The following is a 20,849-nucleotide window of genomic DNA, read 5'->3' on the forward strand; positions in this document are numbered from 1 at the left end:
AGGCTCAGACGGCGCGACGGCTGCCGTGTTCGGCCCGTCCCCGCACATCCGCGGGCAGGGCGTTGACGATCTCGGAGACCATCGTCGGCACGTCGAGGCCGATGTACTCGAGGATCTCGTCGCGGGTGCCCTGCGGGAGGAACTCGTCCGGGGCACCGAGTTCGACGACGCCGATGCGGGAGTCGGCGGCCCGCAGGTCGCTGCGGATGCGCGAACCGATGCCGCCGAGGCGGACCCCGTCCTCGATGACGGCGACGAGGCTGTGCTCGCTCGCGAACTCGATGACGCTGTCGGGCACCGGCAGCACCCACCGGGGGTCGACGATCGTCGCAGACAGACCTTTCGCGGCCAGCGCCTCGGCGACGTCCTGGGCCCGGGCGGCGAACGGTCCGACGGAGACGATGAGGACGTCCTTGGCCTGACCGGCAGGGATCTCGCGGATGACGTCGACGCCGTCGGCGGTGCGCGTGAGAGCGGGCACGTCCGCGCCGACGCTGCCGCGCGGGAAGCGGATGACGGTGGGGGCGTCGGAGATCGCGACGGCTTCGCGCAGCTCCTCGGTCAGGCGTGCCCCGTCGCGGGGGGCGGCGAGCTTGAGGCCGGGGACGATGCGCAGCATCGCCATGTCCCAGACGCCGTGGTGGCTGGCCCCGTCGGGGCCGGTGATGCCGGCGCGGTCGAGGACGAAGGTCACGCCCTGCCCGTGGAGGGCGACGTCCATGAGGATCTGGTCGAAGGCCCGGTTGAGGAAGGTCGCGTAGATGCACACGATCGGATGGAGTCCGCCGTAGGCGAGGCCGGCGGCTGAGGCGACGGCGTGCTGTTCGGCGATGCCGACGTCGAAGACGCGCTCGGGGTAGGCCTCGGCGAACTTCGCGAGCCCCACGGGCAGGAGCATCGCTGCGGTCACGGCGACGACGTCGTCGCGGTCGCGAGCGATCTCGAGCACCTCGTCGCCGAAGACCGAGGTCCACGACGCCTGCTTCGACGGAGTCGAACGGCCGGTGACCGGGTCGATGACGCCGACGGAGTGGAACTGGTCGGCGTCGTCGTTGACGGCAGGGTCGTAGCCCTGCCCCTTCTGGGTGATCATGTGGACGATGACGGGTCCGCCCTCGTACTGCTTGGCCCGGGCCAGAGCCTTCTCGACGCTCTCGAGGTCGTGGCCGTCGACAGGGCCGAGGTATTTGATGCCGAGTTCGTCGAACATGCCGGTCTGCTCGGCGCTGACCATGTCCTTGAGCCCCTTCTTCACCCCGTGGATCGCGCTGTACGCGGCACGGCCGGGGGCACCGGACTGCCGGAGCGTCGACTTGCCCCACGAGAGGAGCTTCTCGTAGCCGGAGGTCGTCCGCAGCTCGTCGAGGTGGGCGGCGAACCCGCCGACGGTCGGGGCGTAGGAGCGGCCGTTGTCGTTGACGACGATGACGAGTTTGCGCGGCGGGGTCGAGGTGTCGGCGGCGATGGTGTTGAGCGCCTCCCAGGCCATGCCGCCGGTGAGCGCACCGTCGCCGATGACGGCGACGACATGACGGTCGCTCTCGCCCTTGAGCTGGTGGGCCTTGGCGATGCCGTCGGCCCACGACAGGGACGCCGAGGCGTGGGAGTTCTCGATGACGTCATGGTCGCTCTCGGCGCGGCTGGGGTAGCCGGAGAGGCCGTGGCGCTGGCGCAGAGTGCCGAACTCGGCCATCCGCCCGGTGAGCAGCTTGTGGACGTAGGTCTGGTGGCCGACGTCGAAGAGGATCGTGTCGTGTGGGGAGTCGAAGACCCGGTGCAGTCCCATCGTCAGCTCGACCACGCCGAGGTTGGGGCCGAGATGCCCGCCCGTGCCCGCGACCGTCGTGACGAGGTAGTCGCGGATCTCCTTCGCGAGCACTTCGCACTCGGCCGAGTCGAGTCCGCGCAGGTCCTCAGGCGACTCGATCGACTCAAGGAATGTCATGCGGCCTCGCTTCTCGGATGGGACGGCGATCGACGATCGGTCGATCGCGATGGTGCAGGTGGTACCACTCGGAACATTTTAGCGCGTCGGCTACACGCAACCCAGCTTGCCTCGAAGATTCGTGTCGCCGGTCACGCTCGGCACGTCGCCCACGGGGTACGTCTCCCCGTGCCCCGACCCCTTGGCCGCGCCTCGGCGAAGTCTCCCACTCCGCACCCAACACCCTTGGCCGCGCTCCGCACCCGACACTGCACACCACACCGTCAGCCGCACAACGCACCTGTGGCACGACAACCTCGGCGAAGCTCCACATCCCGCACCCGGAGCGACAAAAGCAACCGGTGCACGGGTTGTGTGTGTAGCTGAGGGTGCGGGGTGCGCAGGAGCCCCACCTCGCCGAGGCGGTCGACCCGGGCCGTCCCCGCCGAGGCGGACGCACGCACCCCATCCCGCCGAGGCGGCCGAACGCGAACGTCCCCCGCCCCGACCCCATGAGGGCCGGAACGGGGGACGTCGTCCGAGCGGATCAGGCAGTCGCGAGCTGACGGAGCACGTACTGGAGGATGCCGCCGTTGCGGTAGTAGTCGGCCTCACCCGGGGTGTCGATGCGCACCACGGCGTCGAAGTCGACGGTCGTGCCGTCGTCCTTGGTCGCTGAGACCTTGACGGTCTTCGGGGTCGTGCCCTCGTTGAGCTCGGTGACACCGGTGATCGAGAAGGTCTCGGTGCCGTCGAGTCCGAGCGACTCGGCCGATTCGCCGACGGGGAACTGCAGCGGCAGGACGCCCATGCCGATGAGGTTCGAACGGTGGATGCGCTCGAAGCTCTCAGCGATGACCGCGCGGACGCCGAGCAGCTTCGTGCCCTTGGCCGCCCAGTCGCGCGAGGATCCCGAACCGTACTCCTTGCCGCCGAGGACGACGAGCGGGATGCCCACGGCCTGGTAGTTCACGGACGCGTCGTAGATCGTCGTCTGCGGCGCACCCTCCTGCGTGAAGTCGCGGGTGAACCCGCCCTGGACTCCGTCGAGGAGCTGATTGGCCAGACGGATGTTCGCGAACGTGCCGCGGATCATCACCTCGTGGTTGCCGCGACGCGAGCCGTAGGAGTTGAAGTCCTTGCGCTCGACGCCGTGCTCGACGAGGTACTTGCCGGCCGGGGTGTCGGCCTTGAAGGAGCCTGCGGGCGAGATGTGGTCGGTCGTCACCGAGTCGCCGAGCGTCGCGAGCACACGGGCGCCCTCGATGTCGGTGACCGGGACGGTCTCGAGCGTCATGCCGTCGAAGTAGTTCGGCTTGCGCACGTAGGTCGAGTTCTCGTCCCACTCGAAGATCGCGCCTTCGGGGGTCTGCAGCGCCTGCCAGCGCTCGTCACCGTCGAAGATCCGACCGTACTCGGTGTCGAACATGTCGGTGGAGATCGAGGAGTCGATGACCGACTGGACCTCCTCGGGCGAGGGCCAGAGGTCCTTGAGGTAGACGTCGACGCCTTCGGAGTCCTTGCCCAGCGGCTGATTCTCGAAGTCGAAGTCCATCGTTCCCGCCAGCGCGTAGGCGATGACCAGCGGAGGCGAGGCGAGGTAGTTCATCTTCACATCGGGGCTGATGCGGCCCTCGAAGTTGCGGTTGCCCGAGAGCACTGCGGTCACGGCGAGGTCGTTGTCCTGGATGGACTCGGAGATCTCGGCGTCGAGGGGACCCGAGTTGCCGATGCAGGTCGTGCAGCCGTAGCCGACGACGAAGAAGTTGAGCGCCTCGAGATCCTCGATGAGCCCGGCCTTCGTGTAGTAGTCGGTGACGACCTTCGACCCCGGTGCGATCGAGGTCTTCACCCACGGCTTCGAGTTGAGTCCGCGCTTGCGCGCGTTGCGGGCGAGCAGACCTGCCGCGAGCATGACAGAGGGGTTCGAGGTGTTCGTGCACGAGGTGATCGAGGCGATCGCCACGGCGCCGTTGGCCAGCTCGAAGTTCCGTCCGTCACCGGTCGACACGGGTGCCGACTTCGACTCCTCGCCGGGAGCGGCGTAGTTGTGGATGTCCTTGGCGAACTGGCTCTTGGCATCGGAGAGCTCGATGCGGTCCTGCGGACGCTTCGGTCCCGAGATCGAGGGCACGACGGTGGAGAGATCGAGCTCGAGGTACTCGGAGTAGGCGACCTCGTTCGCCGGATCGTGCCACAGCCCCTGGGTCTTCGCGTAGTCCTCGACGAGCTGGATCTGCTCGGGTGAGCGGCCCGTGAGCTTGAGGTAGTCGATGGTGACGTCGTCGATCGGGAAGATCGCTGCGGTCGAGCCGAACTCGGGGCTCATGTTGCCGATCGTCGCACGGTTGGCCAGCGGCACCGAGGCCACGCCCTCACCGTAGAACTCGACGAACTTGCCGACGACGCCGTGCTGGCGGAGCATGTCGGTGATCGTGAGGACGACGTCGGTGGCGGTCACGCCCGAGGGGATCTCCCCGGTGAGCTTGAAGCCGACGACGCGCGGGATGAGCATCGAGACGGGCTGGCCGAGCATCGCGGCCTCGGCCTCGATGCCGCCCACACCCCAGCCGAGGACGCCGAGGCCGTTGACCATCGTCGTGTGCGAGTCGGTGCCGACGAGCGTGTCGGGGTAGGCGCGGAGGACTCCGTCGACCTCACGCGGCATGACGACGCGGGCGAGGTATTCGATGTTGACCTGGTGGACGATTCCCATGCCGGGAGGCACGACCTTGAAGTCGTCGAAGGCGGTCTGGCCCCAGCGGAGGAACTGGTAGCGCTCGCCGTTGCGCTCGTACTCGATGTCCATGTTGCGCTCGATCGCGTCGGCCGTGCCGAAGGCGTCGATCTGGACGGAGTGGTCGATGACGAGCTCGGCCGGGGCGAGCGGGTTGACCTTGTCCGGATCGCCGCCGAGCTCCGCGACCTTCTCACGCATCGTGGCGAGGTCGACGATGCAGGGCACGCCGGTGAAGTCCTGCATGACCACACGGGCCGGGGTGAACTGGATCTCCGTGCTCGGGTCGGCGCTGGGATCCCAGTTCGCGAGGGCCTTGATGTGCTCCTCGGTGATGTTGGCACCGTCTTCGGTGCGCAGCAGGTTCTCCAGCAGCACCTTGAGGCTGAAGGGAAGCTTCTCCGCCCCGGGGACCGCGTCGAGGCGATAGATCTCGTAGTCCGTATCGCCCACGGTCAGGGTGCTCTTCGATTCGAACGTATCGACGTTGCTCATCGTGATTCTCCTGTTTCATTCGACACTCATCCAAGAAACCGGGCCAGGCCCTGCGCGCGCACCGATTTACGCGACACAATTGTTTCCAAAAGTATCTTGACGTCAAGATAAATTCTAGCGCATTCCCCTGCCGATGACCACCTCGGCGAGTCGCCATTCGGACAGGGCAGGCTCGGGTTTTCCTCCCCACCTCGTCCGGTTCGCACCACGGCGCCGGCGGCCCGCCCGGTCCTAGTCTGGAGCGAGAACACAGCACTGTCCGCTCCGTCGACGGACCCCTGAATGAGGAGAGACCATGGATCCGTTCACCCTCGGCGCCGGCTTCGGCTTCGGCGCCCTGCTCGTCGGCATCATCTTCGCCGTCGTCTGCCAGACCGTCGCCAAGGAGAAGGGGCGCTCGGGCGGCTGGTGGGGCCTGTGGGGATTCCTCACGACGTTCCTCGCCCTCATCGTCCTCGTCCTCCTCCCCCGCAGGTCCGGCGTCCACTGAGTCAGTCCCTCGCCGAGGCGGCCGTCCGGTCCTGCCGAACCGTCCGGGGGCGCTCCCGTCCCCGGCCGAGGTGCCGGCTCAGCGCCGGAGGACCGTGACCGTCTCGATGTGTGCGGTGAGTGGGAAGAGGTCGAAGCCCTCGAGGCTCTCGATCGCGTAGCCGCCGGCGGTGAGGGCGGCGAGGTCGCGGGCGAGCGTGCCCGCATCGCAGGAGACGTAGACGATCGAGTCCGGACCCGATTCGACGAGGCGGTCGGTCACAGCCTTCCCCGCTCCCGCGCGGGGCGGGTCGAGGATGACGACGTCGGAGTCAGGCAGTGTGGCGGTGTCGACCCGTCCGGCGACGAACTCGGCGTCGAGACCGGCGGCATTGGTCCGCGCGTGCTCGATCGCCGGTCCCACTCCTTCGACGCCGTAGAGGCGCGCGCCCGTGGCCGCGGCCGCGCCGATGCCGAGCAGCCCGACCCCGCAGTAGAGGTCGACGATCTCACGGGCGTCGTCGGGCAGGGCTGCGACGACGCGGTCGCTGAGCAGCGCTGCCGCCTGCTCGTGGACCTGCCAGAAGCCGTCGGCGGAGACCGTGAAGTCGCGACCAGCCACGGTCTCCGTGAGGGTCTCAGTGCCCCGGTGAACCTGCAGAGGCCCAGTGGGCTCCCCCGCCGCAGAGCCCCCGTGGGAGCGGTGCGCACTGCCGCGGTGCCGGCCGCGGGCGCGGCGATCGTGTCCGCGGCGTGCCGTCTGCCGCGGCGGCGCTGCCGGTCCGGTGAGCAGCGACCAGTCCTCGGGCAGGGCCTCGGCGAAGTCGCGCAGCGCCGTGTCCTCGACCGCCCCGCGGACGATGACGGCACCGGTCTGCCCCGTCGCGGCGAACTCGACGCGCTCGGCACCGGGCAGGCGCACGGTGCCGAGGTCCACCTCGGCGATGGAGGTCACGGCGAGCGGTGCGCGACCCACGGCGACGACGTCGTGGCTGCGGGACCTGACCATGCCGAGCTCGCCGTGCCGGTCGACGGCGAGTTGGACACGGGTGCGCCAGTCCGTGCCCGTCGTCTCCCCGGGTGCGGCGGACACGGTGACCTCCCGGTCGAGTCCCCCGAGGCGCCGCAGCTGGTCGGTGACGATCTCCGCTTTGAGGTCACGGCTGTGGGCGAGGTCGACGTGGGCGAACTCCATGCCCCCGAACAGACCGCCGGCGCCCCGGTCGTCGGGACCGGCCGCCTCGGCGAGGTAATCGATCCGACGGTCGGGGACGCGATGCTCGGAGGCCTCGAGGACCTCGGTGACCTCGGCACGGAGCACCTTCCCCGGTCCCGGCACGGTGCGGGCGCGGACGAGCTCGCCGGGCAGGGCCCCGGAGACGAAGACGACGCGGCCGTCGTCGCGGGCGACGAACGAGCCGCCGGCGGCGGGACCCTCGATGCGCAGGACGAGGTCCTCGCCGTTCGGGTGTGCGGAGGCGGGGGTGTGGGGGCTCACGATCTCAGGCCTGTCCGTAGAGGGGAAGTTCGGCGTCGGGACCGTCGCCGCGATGCTGACGCGAATAGGAGCGCAGCCGCCACGGGACGGAGACGACGACGACATTGGGGACGAGGAGGAGTCTCGTGCGCAGTTTGAGGGCGACCTGGTTGTGGAGGATGTGCTCCCACCAGCGGCCGACGATGTACTGCGGGATGTAGACGATGACGAGGTCGCGCGGGGAGCGCCTGCGGATCGCGAGCACATGGGCGAGCAGGGGGCGGACGAGCTCACGGTAGGGCGAGGCGAGCACCGTCAGAGGCACCGGCAGCTCCATCTCGTTCCACCGTCGCTGCAGCCTCTCCGCGGCCTCCTCGTCGACGGCGACGGTGACGGCCTCGAGCTGGCTCGACCGGGCCACCCGGGCGTAGGCGAGTGCCCGCAGGGTGGGCTTGTTGATGTCGTTGACGACGACGATCGCGTGCGTGTTCGACGGGATCGTGCGCGAGTCGACCTCGGCGTCGGGGGCGAGTTCGCTCGCCACCCGTGAGTAGTGGCGGTGGATGGCGCCCATGACGAGGTAGAGCACGGCCATCGCGGCCACGGCGATCCAGGCGCCGGCGAGGAACTTCGAGACGATGACGACGATGAGCACGCCGGCGGCGATGACGCAGCCGACCCCGTTGATGAGCCGGTTGATGCGCATCCGCATCCGCGCCTTCGGGTCGATGACCAGGCGCAGGCGCTTGTTCCAGTGGAGCACCATGCCGAGCTGCCCGACGACGAAGCTCGCGAACACGCCGACGAGGTAGAGCTGGATGAGCGTCGTCGCCGAGGCGTTCGTCGCCACCACGAGGATGATCGCTGCGACGGCGAGGAGGAGGATGCCGTTGGAGAAGGTGAGCCGGTCGCCCTTGCTCGCGAGCTGGCGGGGCAGGAAGGCGTCCCTGGCCAGCCGCGATGCCAGTCCGGGGAAGCCCTCGACGGCGGTGTTCGCGGCGACGATGAGGACGAGCGCGGCGACGAGGACGACGATGTAGAACATGATCGGGGTGTCGGCGAAGATCGTGTGCGCGAGCTGACCGAGGACCGGTTCCTGTTCGTACTCGGCCGAGACGGGACTGCCGTCGGCGCGGACGAGATAGAGGTGCGGATCGTCGACGTACTTCACCCCGGTCACCGAGGCGAGGTAGGTCAGCCCCGTGAGCATGATCGCGGCGAGGAACCCGGAGAGGACGAGGGTGTTGCCGGCGTTCTTCCCGCGCGGCTTCGCGAACGCGGGAACCGCGGTGGCCACGGTCTGGACGCCGGCGAGCGCCACCGAACCCGAGGAGAAGGCGCGGAGCACGATGAGGACCGTCGCGAGTCCCAGGCTCGCCTGGTCGGCCAGCTCGTCGTGGACGATCGTGTAGTCCGCCGTCTCCGCCTGCGGGACGTCGCCTTGGGCGACCATGAGCAGGCCGACGATCATCGTGAGGAAGACGGCGCCGAGGAAGAGGTAGGTGGGGATCGCGAGCAGCACGGGCCGTGCCCGTGATCCGCGGAGGCCGAGGAGGGAGATGACGACGATGCCGACGATCGCCACCGGCACCCGGTAGGGCGCGAGCAGAGGGAAGGCCGTGGTGATGTAGGCGGCGAAGACCGTCATCGACACCGCGAGCGTGAGCACGTAGTCGACGAGGAGGGCGGCGGCGACGATGAGACCGGCCTTGGGGCCGAGGTTCTTCGACGCGACCTCGTAGTCGCCGCCGCCTGACGGGTAGGCGCGGACGTTGAGCCGGTAGCAGGCGACGATGACGAGGATGACGGCGCCGACGGCGACGCCGATCCACGGGGCCACGGTGATCGAGACGAGCGTCGTCAGTGAGAGCGCGAGGAGGATCTCGTCGGGGGCGTATGCGACCGAGGAGAGCATGTCCGAGGCGAAGACGGGCATAGCGATGCGCTTCTTGAGCGCGGGTGCGCGCCTGTCCTCACTGCGGAACGGCCGTCCAACGAGTAGTCTTTTGACGGCATCAGAAAAACTGCTGGCCACGAGCACCAATGGTAGAGCACGTGCCGAGAAGGGATACCATGCACTTCGTCATCATGGGCTGCGGCCGAGTCGGAGCAACGCTGGCCAAAGCACTCGATGCGAATGGCCACTCGGTTGCCGTCGTCGATCGTGACCCCGACGCCTTCCTCAAGCTCGGACCCGACTTCAAGGGTGCGACGATCACCGGCCTCGGATTCGACCGGGAGACCCTCACTCAGGCCCGCACCGCCGACGCGTTCGCCTTCGCCGCCGTCTCGAGCGGAGACAATTCCAACATCCTCGCCGCGCGTGTCGCCCGGGAGACCTTCGGCGTCCCGAACGTCGCCGCCCGGATCTACGACCCCGACCGCGCGCAGGTCTTCGAACGCCTCGGCATCCCCACGGTTCCCACGGTGCGCTGGACGGCGGAGCAGGTGATGCGCAAGCTCGTCCCGCAGGGCTCGATCACCGAGTTCCGGGAGCCCTCTGGCAATCTCGTCCTCGCCGAGGTCCACCTCGACCCCGGGTGGGTGGCCAGACCCATCGCGGAGATCGAGGAGGCCACCGGCGCGCGGGTCGCCTACGTCACCCGACTCTCCGAGGGCATCGTCGCCACCGACGAGCTGCTCATCCAGGACGGCGACCTCGTCCACCTCATGTGTCCGGTCGGTCGCCTCAGCGAGATCGAGCGCATCCTCGACAAGCCCGTGACCGCCAGGGAGGAAGAAGAATGAGAGTCGTCATCGCCGGCGCCGGATCCGTCGGCCGCTCCGTGGCCAGGGAGCTGCTCGACAAGCACCACTCCGTCCTCCTCATCGATCAGAGCAAGGAGGCGCTCGGGCACGAGAAGATCCCCGGCGCCGAATGGCTGCTCTCCGATGCGTGCGAGCTCTCCGGTCTCGGCGAGGCCCACCTCGAGGACGCCGACGTCGTCGTCGCCGCGACCGGTGACGACAAGACCAACCTCGTCCTCTCCCTGCTTGCGAAGACGGAGTTCGGGGTGCCCAGGACGGTGTCCCGGGTGAACAACCCGAAGAACGAATGGCTCTTCGACGACAACTGGGGCGTCGATGTCGCCGTGTCGACGCCGAGGCTGATGACCGCGCTCGTCGAGGAGGCCGTCGAGGTCGGCGGCCTCGTCCATCTCATGAGCTTCGAACGGGGGCAGGCGGGGCTCATGGAGTTCACCGTCAACGAGACCTCGGAACTCGTCGCCTCCAGGATCGGGAACATCAGCTTCCCCGTCGACACGGTCCTCGTCGCGATCATCCGCAACGCACGGGCGTTCGCGCCGAGCCCGGACGACGTCATCGAGGCAGGAGACGAACTCTTCTTCCTCTCCTCCCCCGATCAGCAGGGGGCGCTGCTCAGCCTGCTCCAGGCCACAGCGAAGTGAGCGGACGCGAGCGCTGAGCTGAGCACCCGTCGGAGGGTGCTCAGTCGTCGCGGGAGGCGACGAGCTCGTAGACGGGGTTGTGGGCGCGCAGGAGACCGTCGCGGTCGCAGAAGCGGCCTTCGAGGACGATGAGCGCACCGGGCCTGATGCCGCTGATCTCCCGGCGGCCGAGGAACTGTGCCTCGACTTCGCCGGTGCCGTCGGAGACGGTGATCGTCAGCCGCGGATTGTCACTGTTCGTCGACCGGGTCAGGGAGCTGACGACGCCGGCCACGCGCACCGTCGACCGGGACGGGACGGTGTCGATGCACGAGACGCCGGGGATCCGGCTGGCTAGCCGCAGGTCCTCGCGCGCGTCGTCGTCGCGAGACCCGAAGCCGTGGCTGAGGCGGGAGATGAGTCCGCGCATGGGATCAGCGGACCTCGGTGATCTCGGGTCCGCGGGCGAACGGGTTGATGTCCTCGGTCTCGTCCGTCTCCTCCTCGGCGGCCTCGACCTCGGGGGCGGTGAGCACGATGAGCTCTCGGGGAGCCATCGCCTCCTGCCCGCGGTCGACGACGACGCCGCGGACGAGGGCGCTGAGCTCGGCCCTCACCTCGGTGTCGGTGACGGCCTTGCCGGAGAACACGGCGCGGATGAACCAGCGGGGGCCGTCGATGCCGGCGAAGCGCATCGCGCGCCTGCTCGGGCGCCCGTCTTCGGACTTCGCGGGAACCTCGACGGCGAGCTCACGACCGAGGCCGGTGTGGAGTTCCGTGCACTCGCCGCCCTGCGCTTCGACGCTCGTCGCGAGCTGGCGGCGCACGGTGTTCCACAGGCCTTCGGAGCGCGGGGTCGCGAATGCCTGGAGCTGCACACCGCCGCCGTCGTGGATGAGGGTGACGGCGAGCACGCGCTCGGTCTCGTCGTCGGTGTCGAGGCGGATCTGCATGCCGTCGACGACGGGGACCTTGAGCGCCCCGAGGTCGAGGCGGTTGAGCTCGGGGTAGTCCTCGGCCGCGTCGAAGGGACCCTTCTCGGAGCGGTCGAAGGGAGCGGACTTCTCGAGCATCGCATCCTCGTCGAGGTCCTCGGTCTCCGCCTCCGTCTCGACGACGTCGTCGGAGGTGGATTCGTCGGAGGTGGACTCGTCGGAGGCGTCCGCCTCGGCGACCTCCGTCTCGGAGTCCACGGCTGAGTCGGTCTCGTCCCGGTCGACGACCTCGGTGTCCGGGGTCTCGTCAGTCTCCGGTGACGACTTCTTGGAGAAACGTGAAAACAGTCCCATGATCCTTCACTCCACTGTATTGCCGAGGCCGGTGACGACTCCGCCGGTGGAGCCGAATCCGCCGGCGCCGCGGTCGCTGTCGTCGAGGCTGTCGACGACGCGGAAGTCGGCCTGCCGGACCTCTTGGATGATGAGCTGGGCGATGCGGTCTCCGCGGGAGATCCGCATCGGCACCTTCGGGTCGAGGTTGATGAGCGGCACCTTCACCTCACCGCGGTACCCGGAGTCGATCGTCCCGGGTGCGTTGACCACGGTCACCCCGTGCCGGCTCGAGAGTCCCGAGCGGGGATGGACGAAACCGGCGTGGCCGGCGGGGAGCGCGATCGCGATGCCCGTGGGCACCACTCTGCGCTCGAAGGGTTCGAGGGTGAAGTCGATCGCCGAGCACAGATCCGCGCCGGCGTCGGACGCGTGTGCGTAGGTCGGCGGGGCCATTCCCTCGTCGACGAGCGTGATGTCGATCTGCAAGCCTTCTGTCACAAGGAAGCACTCTAGTCCTCCAGGCTGAGCGCTTCAAAAACGTCCGCTGTGGGACAATGGGGGACATGGCTCAGACTCATACCGAACCGCACGTCGCCTTTCGGGAGAAGGTGCGCCCCTCGCCTGCGATGTGGGTGCTCTCCGCGATCGGCGCGGGCTCGACGGCGCTCATGGTCCTCCCCGTGTGGGCGCTCGGCGCCTTCGTCCTGCCCGTGATCACCTTCGCTCTCCTCGCCCTGTGGCTGCGTTCGCTGACCGTGACGATCATCGTCACCGACCAGAGGCTCTACGTCGGTGAAGCCCACATCGAACGGATCTTCATCTCTCGCGCCGAGGCGCTCGACGAGACCGCGACCGGCACCGCCCGCGGCGTCGGACTCGACGCGCGCGCCTTCCTCGTCACCCGCCCGTGGGTGAAGACCGCGGTGCGCGTCGACATCGACGACGCGGCCGACCCCACACCGTACTGGCTCGTCTCGACGCGCCGACCCCGCGAGCTCGCCGCCGCTCTCAACGGCTGAGCCCGCCCGGCAGAGCCGCACGGCACGGCTGAGCCCGGCCCGGCAGAGCCGCACGGCCCGGCTGTGCCCGGCGGCACTGCCGCTGAGCCCGCCCGGCTCGGCTGCGTCCCGGGAAAACGAAAACGCGCCCCGAATGGGGGCGCGTTGACGACGTCGACGAGGTGAGGCTCAGCCTGCGCAGTCCGTGCAGATGAGGATTCCGCCCTCATCGCTGGCCAGCTGCGAGCGGTGACGGACGAGGAAGCACTCCATGCACGTGAATTCGTCGTTCTGCTTCGGAAGCACGCGGACGGAGAGCTCTTCGTTCGACAGGTCGGCTCCCGGGAGTTCGAACCCTTCGGCGGCCGCCGTCTCGTCCTCGTCGATCTTGCTCGCCTGGGCCTGCGAGCGCTGCGCCTTGAGCTGCTCGATCGAGTCGCTCTTGATTTCGTCGTCGTGCTTGCGAGGTGCGTCGTAATCGGTTGCCATATGGCCTCATCGCTCTCTGTCGGGTGTGCTGAAATGGAGTTTCAGCCCCTGTCGCCTATCGTGTCCCCAGCATTGTGCACTGCATGGCACCCATTGGCAAGAGCAGATGATAACCTGTCACGGTGATTCTCGTCACCTTATGACGCTCACACATACGACTCTCGAAAAGCTCTGTCAGAATGCAGAGGACGATGCCGTGCGCGTGCGCCGGATTTCGACGAGCACCGAACACACGTCGGCGATGACTCCGCTCATCCCCGACCGACTATTCCCGGAAGGACGGATGCACGATGAGTGAATTCGCAGAGCAGCTGGACAGCAGGATCGACGATGTTCGTCACCGCTTGCAGGATGCCCGATCAGCCGGAGACGACTACCTCGTCGAGAACCTCATCGACGACCTCGAGAACCTCCTCGAACTCGCCGACCGCAACGACGTCGACACCGGGCCCATCGTCGAGGTCATCAAGGCCGAGACCGGTGCGCTGCCGGTGATCCCGGAGCCTGAAGAGCAGAGCTGAGTCCCACCACCGAGGCGGTGGAACGACGGAAGGCGGGTGCCCGAGGGCACCCGCCTTCCTGCGTACGCGCTGTCCGTGCGCATGCTCTGTCGAGCGCGAACCCGCGCTCGCTCAAGCCCGCCGTCACTTTTCGGACGTTCCTCGCCTCGCAAAGCGACGGCCGGCGTGAATGAGAGAGATCTCACCCGGCAGCAGGCGCCCAGTTCGGCAGCGTGGGCTTGTCGGCGCGGCCGCGGCAGCACGCGATGCTGCACGCGCCGCTGCCGGGGGACAGCGGCGTCGTGCCCGGCAGCGCGGGCGTCTCGACGGACTCCCCGCGCAGCTGTGCGAGCCGCTCCTCGACGAGGTCGACGAGCCCGGAGACGAAGCGCGGGTGGGTACCGACGGTGGCGACGCGGGTGAACGCGAGCCCGAGGTCGGCGGCCGTCTCCTTCGCCTCGGTGTCGAGGTCGAAGGCGACCTCCATGTGGTCGGAGATGAACCCGATGGGCACGAGGACGACGCCGGTGACGCCCTCCGCGGCGAGTTCGGTCATCCGGTCGTTGACGTCGGGCTCGAGCCACGGCATCGAAGGCGGTCCCGACCGCGAGCAGTAGACGAGTTCGGCGGGCAGGCGCTGACCGGCCTCGAGCCCGTCGAGCAGCCACGCCATGAGCTCTTCGTGCTCAGCCCGGTAGCCGACGGTCTCGACCTCCGAGGCGGCCTGCATGACGTCGGGGATCGAATGCGTGACGAAGAGGATGCGGTGCCGCTGCGGGTCGAGCTCCCCGACCTGTCCGGCGAAGTCGGTCAGCCCCTCCCCGAGGAGCTCGGCGCAGGCCTCGGCGTAGCCGGGGTGGTTGTAGAACTGGCGGATCTTGTCGAAGCTCACCTCGACGCCCTCCGCGGCCAGCGTATCCACGGTGCCGGCGAAGTCCTCGCGGTACTGGCGGCACGAGGAGTAGGAGGAGTACGCCGAGGTGTCGATCGCGAGGAAGCGGCTGCGACCGGCCTTCGCCTCGTCGCGGGCGACGTCGGTGAGGTAGGGCGTCCAGTTCCGGTTGCCCCACACGATGGGAAGGTCGAGGTGACGGCGCCCGATCTCGTCCCGCAGCGCCGCGAGCAGCGCCTTGTTCTGGTCGTTGATCGGGGACTTCCCCCCGAATCCGTAGTAGTGCTCCCCCACCTCCTCGAGCCTCTCCTCGGGGATGCCGCGGCCTGCGGTGACGTTCTTGAGGAAGGGAACCACCTCCTCGGGAGCTTCCGGTCCGCCGAAGGACATGAGGACGATGGTGTCGATGGGAGCTGTCGTATTCACGACTGCGATTTTACAGGCTGCAGTCCTCCGCCGCCCGCTGTCCGCACCCTGAGCGGATCCGACTCACGAGGGCGCCGGATTTCGCGACTCGCGCGGAAATCTGCGGGCTTCGAGGGCTCGGACGTGACACGATGCAGGGTGAGAAGCGATGACAAGGAGCGAAGGCGAATGCGTGAACTGATCTTGCACGGGGTCGACGCCGACGGCACACATCTGCTCCTCGGCGATGACTCCGGGGCGCAGTACAGACTGGCACTCGACGAGTCGCTCTATGCGGCTGTGCGCAAGGACAGGGCCGTGGTGCGCTCCGATGCGCCCGTGCGCCCCCGCGACATCCAGGCGATGATCCGCGGCGGCATGAGCGCCGAGGAGGTCATCTCCGCCACCGGCGCCGATCCCGACCAGGTCCGCACCTACGAACGCCCGGCGCTCGCCGAACGCGCGCACATGGCGCACACCGCGAGCCGGCATCCCATCTACTCCGACCACGATCCCAACGGCGATCCGACTCCCCTCGTCGAGCTCGCCCAGACCCGCCTGGCGATGCGCGACGTCGACATCGAGACGATGGACTGGGACGCCTGGAAGCAGCAGGACGGCAACTGGTACGTCGAGCTCAGCTTCACCGCCGCCGACCGCAAGCGGACCGCCGGATGGAACTACTACCGGGGTTCGCTCACCGCCCTCGACGACGAGGCGAAGTGGCTCGCCGACTCCGGACCCACCGACACCGGACCGATCCCCGGCTACAGCTCGAACGGGGAGCGTCGCCGCACCACCGAGGAGATCGAGACTCCCCCCGCCGAGGCGGAGGTGGCCTCACGCTCCCAGGAGCGTCCGTCCACACTGAGCGACCATCAGGCCGAGACGGGTCGGATCCTGGAGAACCTCCGCCGTCGCCGGACCCGGCATGACGACGACGAGGAGCCTCGGGGCCGTCTGCGCGCGGTGACCGAGGATCCCGAGACCCATCCGCAGGGCGCTCACACCGCCCCCGGTCGTCCCGCCGACGCCACCGATGACGAGGTCCTCGCGTTCGAGTCCCGCTCCCCCGCCGAGGCGGATCACGTCTCCGGCGAGGACGAGCAGGAGCCGACCCAGGAGGTCGGGACCTTCGACGACGACAATCAGCTCTCCCTGCTCAACGAGCCCGGTGTCAGCGACGGCGTGGCCTCCCCCAAGGAGTCCGAGTCCAAGGAGTCCGAGTCGCGGGCGAAGAAGAAGAGCAGCCGCGCCTCGATCCCCAGCTGGGACGAGATCATGTTCGGATCGAAGCGGGACTGACCTCCGTCCCCAGCTGCTCCACCCGGTCGCCCGCGGCCACCAGGCTGTGATCGTGGGTGACCATGATGACCGTGTGATCGCTCAGGCTGGTACGCAGGTCGTCGATGAGGCGGTGCGCAGTCCCCTCGTCGAGGTGGGCCGTCGGTTCGTCGAGGACGATGACCTCGGCCCCGGTGAGCAGGGTGCGGGCGATCGCCAGCCGCTGCCGCTCCCCACCGGAGATCTCTCCGCCGTGGTCACCGACCCACCGGTCGAGACCGGCCGGGGTCGCCCAGTGCCCGAGGCCTGCCGCACGCAGGGCTGAGAACATCGCCTCATCGTCGGAGACCCGTCGCGAGGCCAGGGCGAGGTTGCCGCGCACCGTCGACCTGAAGACGTGCGCCTCCTGCGGACACCACGCGATGCGCCCGGAGAGCTCCTCGGGACCGAGGGCGAGGAGATCGATGCGCCCGCCGTCCCCCTCTTCGGCCGAGTAGGTGCCCGACCAGGGGTCGAGGAAGCGCAGGAGCACGCTCACAGTCGTCGTCTTCCCGCTGCCGCTCTCCCCGCACACGACGGTCCACGCGGTGGCATCTGCCGTGAGAGCGAGGTCCTCGAGCACGGGCACGCCGTCCCAGCCCACCGAGACGTCGGCGAGCTCGAGCTCGGTCAGGGGCGCACGATCCGGCTCCCAGGTGTCGGACTCTGTTCGGGCCGCCTCGGCGGGGTGGGCCTCGGTCTCCTCGGACTCGGCCGGATCCGCCTCGGCGAGCTCGGACTCAGCGGCGGCGGTGACGGGCGGGAGCCGGTCGAGGGCGATGCCGAGAGCGGGCATCTGCCGCCACGCCCACAGGGCGGAGGCGAAGACGTCGGCGAGGCCGAAGGTGCTGAGGACGACGACGGCGAGGATCTCCGTGGGAGCGCCCGAGGTCAGTGCGATGACGATCGCCGCGAGCACGGTCGAGGCCTCGATCCACAGTTGAGCGGCGCCGAGGTGGCGCGCCGACCGCTTCTGCGCGGACTCGAGGTCGTCCTCGGCCTCGGCGAGTCGGTCGAGCACTGCGTCCTCGGCGCCGTTGGCGCGCAGGTCGGCCTTCGCACCGAGGGCACGGGTGAGGAGCGAGAGGACCATGGCCCGACCGACGTGGATGCGGTTCGCGAGCACGCCCTCGGCCCGGACGAAGACGAGTGGGACGACGATGACGTTGATGATGCCGAGGACGACGATGACGGGCACGGAGGCCGGGTCGAGGATCGCTGCGGCGATGATCACGGCGGTGACGACGAGGGCTGTGACGACGGGCGGGAAGAGCGTGCGGGGCACGAGGTCGCGGACTTCGTCGGCGTCGGCGACCATCGTCGCCAGCGCCGTGTCCGAGGAGAGCATCTTCCGGTCGCTCATCCCGGCCTGTGTGAAGTGCGTCCACAGCACCGAGCGCAACCGTCCGAGCGCACCGAAGACCGCCGAGTGGAGGTGGAGCCGGCTCACGTAGAGCAGGACGGAGCGGCACAGACCGAAGAAGCGCACGCCGACGATCGCGACGAGCAGCGTCATGATCGGAGGACCGTACGAGGCCTCGACGATGAGCCACGCGGAGACGGCGGTGAGCGAGATCGCCGCGAGGCTCGCCGCGCACGCGGTGAGCAGGGCGATGGCCATGGTGCCGGTGAACAGCGGCAGGGTCGCCCGCAGCGTCCTCCAGCGGGCGCGGAGGGTGCCGGGTTCTCCGTGGGTCCGCGAGGACGCGTCGATCCGAGCCTGCGCGCTGCGCTCTGCCGTGCGCTCGGTGTCGGTCGCAGGCCCCGCCGGGCCGGCACCCGAGGGAGGCGGGCTCGCGACATCCGCTGACGTTCCGGTGTTCGGGCCGGCGGTGTGCGATGAGGCGGTCTTCGCTGCCCCCGAGGCGCTCGGGACTCCCGTGCGCCCCCTGTCCCCATCGGTCGCCGGTGCCGTCTCCGCCCGGCCGAGGACCGGGGTGATCGTGTCCGTGGCGAGGGCGAGGACCCGCGGGTCATGGCTGGCGAGGACGACCCGGGTGTGCTCGGCCGCCTCGGCGATCATGGCGATGATGATCTCCGCATTGTCGTCGTCGAGGTGGGCGGTGGGTTCGTCGAGGACGAGCAGATCGGCGTCCTCCCGCATCCGGGCGCGGAGGCGGACGAGGGCGAGCCGGCGCAGCTGACCGGGACTGAGCGCCGCCGTCGCCTGGTCGCCGTCGACAGGCAGCCCCGCCTCTCGCAGGGCAGCGGTCGCGTCGTCGTCTGAGAGCCCGAAGGTTGCAAGCTCCTCGCCGACGGTCGCGCCGAAGGTCCGCGGGCTCTGCGGGACGAGGGCGGCCGGCTGGGAGGCGATCGTCGTCTCCGCACCTTCGGGAAGGCTGCCCGTGAGCGCTGAGAGCACCGTCGTCTTCCCCGCCCCCGAGGGACCGAGCACGGCAGTGATCCCGGGTTCCGTCGGCATCGTGTCCGCCCAGGTGATTGTCGTGCCGTCGGCGTAGACGGCCCGGTGGTCGCCTCCCGTCGCCGAGGCGCTGGCGCGGTCGCCGGGGACGGCGTCCTCCCTCGTGCGGTCGGGGTCGTCGAGCAGGGTGTGGGCCCGGTCGAAGGCATCCCGACCGTTCTCACTGGCGTGGAAGCCGGCCCCGAGGGCCCGCAGCGGCATGAAGCACTCGGGGGCCAGCAGCAGGGCGAGGAGTCCGTCACTGAGCTCCATCGACCCGGACACGAGTCGGACGCCGATGACGACGGCGACGAGGGCGACGGAGATCGTCGCGATGAGTTCGAGGGCGAGGCTGGAGAGGAAGGCGACGCGCAGAGTCGTCAGACTCGCCGCATGGTAGTCGTCGCTGAGACGTCGCAGGGTGCGCGCGTGCTCCCGGGAGCGGCCGAGGCCGATGAGGACGGGCAGTCCCTCGGCGAGCTCGGCGAGGTGGTCCGAGAGCCGTTCGAGGGCGCGGATGCTCTGCTTCGTCGTCTCCTCGGTGTAGCGGCCGATGAGGATCATGAAGAACGGCACGAGCGGGAGACAGAGGACGATGATGATCGCCGAGAGCACATCGGCGAAGACGATCCGCACGAGGAGGACGGCCGGGACGATCGCGGCCTGCGCGAGGGCGGGGACGACGGTGGTGAAGTAGTCGTCGAGGTCGTCGATGCCGCGGGTGACGGTGACCGCGGCCTTCGCGCGGGGCTGGCCGGGGCGGCGCAGCAGAGTCCCGAGGATCCGGGAGCGCAGCCCCCGCTTGGCAGCGGCGGACTGCGCGGTTCCCAGGCTGTGGTCGGCCCACAGGCTCGCCCCGCGCAGGGCCGCCCCGAGCACGCCGAGGACGACCCAGAGCGGGACGGGCCCGAGGTCGAGGATCGTGCGCACGAGCGCCTCGGCGATGAAGACGATGCCGACCGCGCGGACGGCGGCCGAGGTGAGAGCGAGGACGAGGGACCTCCTGCCCCCGGGCAGGGACAGGAGGATCCCGAGCGGTGAGCTCACGAGCGGATCGCCGCCGGCACCCGGTGGGCGTCGGGGATGTGCGATTCGGCGATCCGGTTGAGGAAGTGCCGGTAGCTGTAGATCTGGTAGCCGATGACGATCGGCAGGAAGATCGCGGTGACGATGAGCATGACGCCGAGGGTGTAGTCCGACGACGAGGCAGTGCCCACGGTCAGCGAGAACGCCGGATCGAGCGTCGAGGGCAGGACGTTCGGGTAGACGCCGGTGAAGACGGCGGCCATGCCCGCGAGGAGGAAGAGCCCATGGAGGAAGAACGCCTTCTTCTCCGCCCCCGCGCGGATCGCAACGTATGCTGCGATGATCGCGACGACGGCGATGCCGACGGGCACGACGAGCCACGTGCGGTTGAGAATCGCGAGGACGAACCAGATGAGCATCGGCACGGAGCACACGAGCATCGACTTCGTCGCCCAGCGCCGGGCCTTCGCCCGCAGTTCGCCTTCGGTCTTGAGCGTGAGGAAGAGGAGGCCGTGGACGAAGCAGAAGGTCACCCCGGCGAGACCGCCGAGGACGGCAGGCCAGCCGAACCACGCGAAGGCTCCGCCGACGAGGTCGCCGTTCTCATTGAGCGGCAGACCCGTCGTCGTGGTCACGAGGAGGGCGCCGATGAGGAAGGCGGTGACCGTCGAGCCGATCGCCATCGCCCAGGTCCAGAACGTCAGCCACCGCTGGGTGTGGCCCTTGCCGCGGTACTCGATGGCCACGGCACGGAAGATCAGCCCGAGCAGGCAGAGCGTGAGCGGGATGTAGAGGGCGCTGAAGAGCGAGGCGTACCAGTGCGGGAACGCCGCGAACATCGCCCCGCCGGCGGTGATCAGCCACACCTCGTTGCCGTCCCAGACGGGACCGATCGAATTGAGCAGGACGCGCTTGCCGCGCTCGTCCTTGGTGAAGATCGGCATGAGCATGCCGACGCCGAGATCGAACCCGTCGAGGAAGAGGTATCCGATCCACAGGACTGCGATGAGGACGAACCAGATCGTCGCAAGAATCTCCATCGGTCTTCTCCTCC

17 protein-coding genes are annotated in these 20,849 nt (G+C 69.0%); 6 read left to right on the forward strand and 11 right to left on the reverse strand.

The features are described from left to right. Window positions 1–4 precede the first annotated feature (4 nt). Window positions 5–1,945: a 1-deoxy-D-xylulose-5-phosphate synthase gene (gene dxs, locus AC0VYB_RS11155; protein WP_119296186.1), complete on the reverse strand. Its 1,941-nt coding sequence runs from the start codon at window positions 1,943–1,945 to the stop codon at window positions 5–7. Window positions 1,946–2,471: 526 nt separating this feature from the next. Then, window positions 2,472–5,156: an aconitate hydratase AcnA gene (acnA, locus tag AC0VYB_RS11160; RefSeq protein WP_475384700.1), complete on the reverse strand. Its 2,685-nt coding sequence runs from the start codon at window positions 5,154–5,156 to the stop codon at window positions 2,472–2,474. A gap of 295 nt (window positions 5,157–5,451) precedes the next feature. Between acnA and AC0VYB_RS11165 the strand changes: the two genes are divergently transcribed. Then, window positions 5,452–5,646: a hypothetical protein gene (locus AC0VYB_RS11165; RefSeq protein WP_009377015.1), complete on the forward strand. Its 195-nt coding sequence runs from the start codon at window positions 5,452–5,454 to the stop codon at window positions 5,644–5,646. 78 nt (window positions 5,647–5,724) lie between these two features. Here the strand turns inward: AC0VYB_RS11165 and AC0VYB_RS11170 are convergent, their stop codons facing one another. Together AC0VYB_RS11170 and AC0VYB_RS11175 are read right to left on the reverse strand one after the other, a co-directional pair. After that, a complete protein-coding gene (locus AC0VYB_RS11170; protein ID WP_063250164.1) occupies window positions 5,725–7,122 on the reverse strand; it encodes a class I SAM-dependent RNA methyltransferase in 1,398 nt (465 codons plus the stop codon). 4 nt (window positions 7,123–7,126) lie between these two features. Then, window positions 7,127–9,037 (reverse strand): APC family permease, encoded by a 1,911-nt coding sequence (locus tag AC0VYB_RS11175; RefSeq protein WP_063250165.1) that lies wholly within the window; start codon window positions 9,035–9,037, stop codon window positions 7,127–7,129. A 137-nt stretch (window positions 9,038–9,174) separates the two neighbouring features. Between AC0VYB_RS11175 and AC0VYB_RS11180 the strand changes: the two genes are divergently transcribed. Together AC0VYB_RS11180 and AC0VYB_RS11185 are read left to right on the forward strand one after the other, a co-directional pair. After that, on the forward strand, window positions 9,175–9,849 hold the full coding sequence (locus tag AC0VYB_RS11180) for a potassium channel family protein (protein ID WP_009377008.1): 675 nt from the start codon (window positions 9,175–9,177) through the stop codon (window positions 9,847–9,849). After that, window positions 9,846–10,511, forward strand: coding sequence for a potassium channel family protein (locus AC0VYB_RS11185; RefSeq protein ID WP_095376556.1), 666 nt, complete (start codon window positions 9,846–9,848; stop codon window positions 10,509–10,511). Before AC0VYB_RS11180 ends, AC0VYB_RS11185 begins: the two co-directional genes overlap by 4 nt. A 40-nt stretch (window positions 10,512–10,551) precedes the next feature. Here AC0VYB_RS11185 and AC0VYB_RS11190 read toward each other — a convergent pair whose 3' ends face one another. Genes AC0VYB_RS11190 through dut form a run of 3 tightly spaced genes read right to left on the reverse strand, consistent with a single transcriptional unit; the run spans window position 10,552 to window position 12,259 of the window. After that, a complete protein-coding gene (locus AC0VYB_RS11190) occupies window positions 10,552–10,920 on the reverse strand; it encodes an OB-fold nucleic acid binding domain-containing protein (protein ID WP_009377004.1) in 369 nt (122 codons plus the stop codon). Window positions 10,921–10,924: 4 nt separating this feature from the next. Further along, on the reverse strand, window positions 10,925–11,779 hold the full coding sequence (locus tag AC0VYB_RS11195) for a DUF3710 domain-containing protein (RefSeq protein WP_095376557.1): 855 nt from the start codon (window positions 11,777–11,779) through the stop codon (window positions 10,925–10,927). Between the two features lie 6 nt (window positions 11,780–11,785). After that, window positions 11,786–12,259, reverse strand: coding sequence for a dUTP diphosphatase (gene dut / locus AC0VYB_RS11200; protein ID WP_009376998.1), 474 nt, complete (start codon window positions 12,257–12,259; stop codon window positions 11,786–11,788). A gap of 65 nt (window positions 12,260–12,324) precedes the next feature. On the opposite strand from dut, the gene AC0VYB_RS11205 reads away from it, so the two are divergent. After that, the gene (locus AC0VYB_RS11205) at window positions 12,325–12,780 is read left to right on the forward strand and encodes a DUF3093 domain-containing protein (protein ID WP_040341470.1); all 456 of its coding nucleotides are present in this window, start codon (window positions 12,325–12,327) and stop codon (window positions 12,778–12,780) included. 168 nt (window positions 12,781–12,948) lie between these two features. On the opposite strand, the gene AC0VYB_RS11210 is transcribed toward AC0VYB_RS11205, so the two are convergent. Continuing rightward, complete coding sequence (locus AC0VYB_RS11210) at window positions 12,949–13,248, reverse strand: DUF4193 domain-containing protein (protein WP_009376994.1); 300 nt, start codon at window positions 13,246–13,248, stop codon at window positions 12,949–12,951. A 290-nt stretch (window positions 13,249–13,538) separates the two neighbouring features. Here AC0VYB_RS11210 and AC0VYB_RS11215 point away from each other — a divergent pair, with 290 nt between their 5' ends. Further along, window positions 13,539–13,769 (forward strand): hypothetical protein, encoded by a 231-nt coding sequence (locus tag AC0VYB_RS11215; protein WP_009376992.1) that lies wholly within the window; start codon window positions 13,539–13,541, stop codon window positions 13,767–13,769. A gap of 181 nt (window positions 13,770–13,950) precedes the next feature. Here the strand turns inward: AC0VYB_RS11215 and AC0VYB_RS11220 are convergent, their stop codons facing one another. Continuing rightward, window positions 13,951–15,066: a ferrochelatase gene (locus AC0VYB_RS11220; RefSeq protein WP_009376990.1), complete on the reverse strand. Its 1,116-nt coding sequence runs from the start codon at window positions 15,064–15,066 to the stop codon at window positions 13,951–13,953. Window positions 15,067–15,234: 168 nt separating this feature from the next. Here AC0VYB_RS11220 and sepH point away from each other — a divergent pair, with 168 nt between their 5' ends. Further along, window positions 15,235–16,350: a septation protein SepH gene (gene sepH / locus AC0VYB_RS11225; protein WP_009376988.1), complete on the forward strand. Its 1,116-nt coding sequence runs from the start codon at window positions 15,235–15,237 to the stop codon at window positions 16,348–16,350. On the opposite strand, the gene cydC is transcribed toward sepH, so the two are convergent. Both cydC and cydB read right to left on the reverse strand, forming a co-directional pair. Next, a complete protein-coding gene (cydC, locus tag AC0VYB_RS11230) occupies window positions 16,325–19,816 on the reverse strand; it encodes a thiol reductant ABC exporter subunit CydC (RefSeq protein WP_009376986.1) in 3,492 nt (1,163 codons plus the stop codon). The genes sepH and cydC overlap by 26 nt on opposite strands. After that, window positions 19,813–20,835, reverse strand: coding sequence for a cytochrome d ubiquinol oxidase subunit II (cydB, locus tag AC0VYB_RS11235; protein WP_009376984.1), 1,023 nt, complete (start codon window positions 20,833–20,835; stop codon window positions 19,813–19,815). Before cydB ends, cydC begins: the two co-directional genes overlap by 4 nt. Window positions 20,836–20,849: the final 14 nt, after the last annotated feature.

This window comes from Brevibacterium sp. Z349TD_9, assembly GCF_056173565.1.